The organism is Syntrophorhabdaceae bacterium, assembly GCA_028713955.1.
In the GTDB taxonomy this organism is placed as follows: domain Bacteria; phylum Desulfobacterota; class Syntrophorhabdia; order Syntrophorhabdales; family Syntrophorhabdaceae; genus UBA5609.
Genome location: JAQTNJ010000371.1, coordinates 1 through 2502, shown reverse-complemented (window position 1 = coordinate 2502; position 2502 = coordinate 1). Strand labels below are relative to the sequence as shown.

The 2502-nt window shown below is 48.4% G+C and carries 3 protein-coding genes; 2 read left to right on the top strand and 1 reads right to left on the bottom strand.

Annotation, left to right across the window (positions count from 1 at the left end; translation table 11 throughout):
- Positions 1-77 precede the first annotated feature (77 nt).
- Positions 78-404: an ATP synthase F0 subunit C gene (gene atpE, locus PHU49_17215; protein MDD5245750.1), complete on the top strand. Its 327-nt coding sequence runs from the start codon at positions 78-80 to the stop codon at positions 402-404.
- A 130-nt stretch (positions 405-534) separates the two neighbouring features.
- Here the strand turns inward: atpE and PHU49_17210 are convergent, their stop codons facing one another.
- Complete coding sequence (locus tag PHU49_17210) at positions 535-1047, bottom strand: hypothetical protein (GenBank protein ID MDD5245749.1); 513 nt, start codon at positions 1045-1047, stop codon at positions 535-537.
- Positions 1048-1246: 199 nt separating this feature from the next.
- Here PHU49_17210 and PHU49_17205 point away from each other — a divergent pair.
- On the top strand, positions 1247-2502 hold a 1256-nt coding region (locus PHU49_17205), incomplete at its 3' end, for a DEAD/DEAH box helicase family protein (protein MDD5245748.1).

The following is a 2502-nucleotide window of genomic DNA, read 5'->3' as shown; positions in this document are numbered from 1 at the left end:
TGTCAATGGCGTATTTTTCAGGTGCGATTTCACATGAACATTAAAATAAATAAAATACAAGAAAGGGGTGAGATTTAATGAAAAAATTTCTAACAATTGTTATGCTTCTCGGAATCCTTGTTTGCATATCTGGCGGTATTGCGATGGCAGCCGAGCCGGCTGCCGGCCTTGATTCACAGGTCAAACAGATGGTGGCGCTCGCCGCAGGTTTCGGGATCGCAATCGCAGCTTTTGGAGGGGCCATAGGGCAGGCAAGGAGTATTGCATCCGCCCTTGACGGCATCGCCAGGAATCCTGGGGCATCGGGAAAGATCGTAACGCCTATGATCATCGGTCTTGCCATGATCGAATCTCTCGTAATATATTCTCTCGTTGTCTCATTACTTCTGATCTTTAAGCTGTAATTTAAGCTGTAAACTGATCGTTACGTTGTAATAAATTGCAAAGGGCGGTTCAGACCGCCCTTTGCAATTTATTAAAAAACCCTGCTTCGCGGAACAAGAAGCAGGGTTTGTCTTTTCAATCTTTTCTTCGTTATTTCGCTGCCGGTTTTTCAGCCGGTGCAGCCATTGGTTTTTCCGCTTTTGGCTTAGCTGCCTTTTTCTCTTTCTTCGGCTTGTCGGCTTTCGGTTTGTCCTCTTTTGCCTTCTCTTTCTTTGCCTTTGCGCCGGCGATCTTTGTCACCATCGGGTTGCCCTTCTTATATTGTACCGCAACCTTATCGCCGACTTTTATATCGGAGATGTACTTGTAACCTTTGAGCTTTGCCATTGAAACATCTAATGTCACCGAGTCTTTGCCCCTCTTCACCGTCATCAAACCGGGGTCTGTCTTCACTACGGTCCCGACAAAACCGGGGATTGGCTTCGGTTTCGCCGCCTCCGCCGGTTTCTCCGGTGCTGCGGCCGGTTTCTCGGCTGCTGCGGCCGGTTTCTCGGCTGCTGGTTTCGCTGCCGGTGCAGCCTTTGGCTTTTCCTGGGCAAAACCTGTACCGACGAATGCAATACTTACCATTAAAACTAGTACAAACAACAAGACCTTCTTCATGATCCCCTACCTCCTGAATTTATAATATATTTGCTAAATGATGAAACATTTGCCCTCTATATGTCAAGAGCTTTTATCAACTCTCAACCATATCCTGTGAAGAAAAACAAATTGTAATTAACGGGGATTTTGATTACTATTTCATCCTCTGCCTGTATCCTTTTGACAGAACCTGCGGGCAGCATTACAATATAATCATATGAAAAAGTTCAGGCTCGTCAGCGACTATACTCCCAAAGGAGACCAACCGGAGGCCATTAAAAGGATTTCTCAACACCTGCGGCAGGGCGTACCGCACCAGGTTCTCCTCGGTGTAACGGGATCCGGCAAGACATTTACCATGGCCAATATTATCGAAAAGGTCCAGAGGCCCGCCCTTATCATATCTCACAACAAAACGCTTGCTGCCCAGCTCTTTACCGAGTTCAAGACATTCTTCCCTGAGAACGAGGTCCATTTCTTTGTCAGTTATTACGACTACTACCAGCCCGAGGCCTACGTTCCGACAACAGACACCTATATTGAAAAAGATTCGTCTATCAATGAGGAGATCGATAAACTGAGGCTCCTTGCTACCAACGCACTCTTTGAAAGGGACGATGTGATCATTGTCGCAAGCGTCTCCTGCATCTATGGGCTTGGCTCGCCGGAGGCCTATTACGGGATGCTCATCTCGCTCGAAGAAAACCAGGCGATGGAGAGAAAAACCCTTCTCAACAAGCTTGTTCAGTGTCAGTATGAGAGAAATGATATCGATTTTTACAGGGGCAGGTTCAGGATCCGTGGTGAAAATATCGATATATTCCCGTCTTACGAGGAAGAGAAGGCCATCAGGGTCGTCCTCAACGACGACAGTGTTGTGTCCATCTGTTCGATAGACCCGCTCACCGGGAAGACACTGGACAGATTGAAGAAATGCATTATATTCCCTGCCACGCATTACGTGACGCCGAGAGAGACCCTCGAACGCGCCATTGTCTCCATAGAAGAGGAGTTAAAACAGCACCTTGAGGTCCTGAACAAACAAAAAAAGCTCCTCGAAGCCCAGCGTCTTTCCATGCGGACTCAATACGACCTTGAGATGCTGCAGGAACTCGGCTACTGTACCGGCATAGAAAATTATTCACGTCATCTGACGGGGAGACAACCGGGTGAGCCACCCCCTATCCTGATGGACTATCTGCCGAAGGACGCAATGATCATGATCGATGAAAGTCATGTCACTATCCCTCAGCTAATGGGCATGTACCGCGGTGACCGGTCACGGAAGACAACGCTCGTGGAGTACGGATTCCGCTTGCCCTCGGCGCTCGATAACCGGCCGCTGACCTTTGAAGAGTTCGAGGCGAGGACGGGGCAGGTACTCTATATATCGGCAACACCAGCAAAGTACGAACTCAATAAGGCAGCGGGGATGGTAGCTGAACAGGTTATACGGCCGACGGGTCTCATGGA

Bases quoted from the DNA above. Each gene is read 5' to 3' on its own strand.
- PHU49_17210 (MDD5245749.1), bottom strand. From the start codon at position 1,047: ATGAAGAAGGTCTTGTTGTTTGTACTAGTTTTAATGGTAAGTATTGCA.
- atpE (MDD5245750.1), top strand. From the start codon at position 78: ATGAAAAAATTTCTAACAATTGTTATGCTTCTCGGAATCCTTGTTTGC.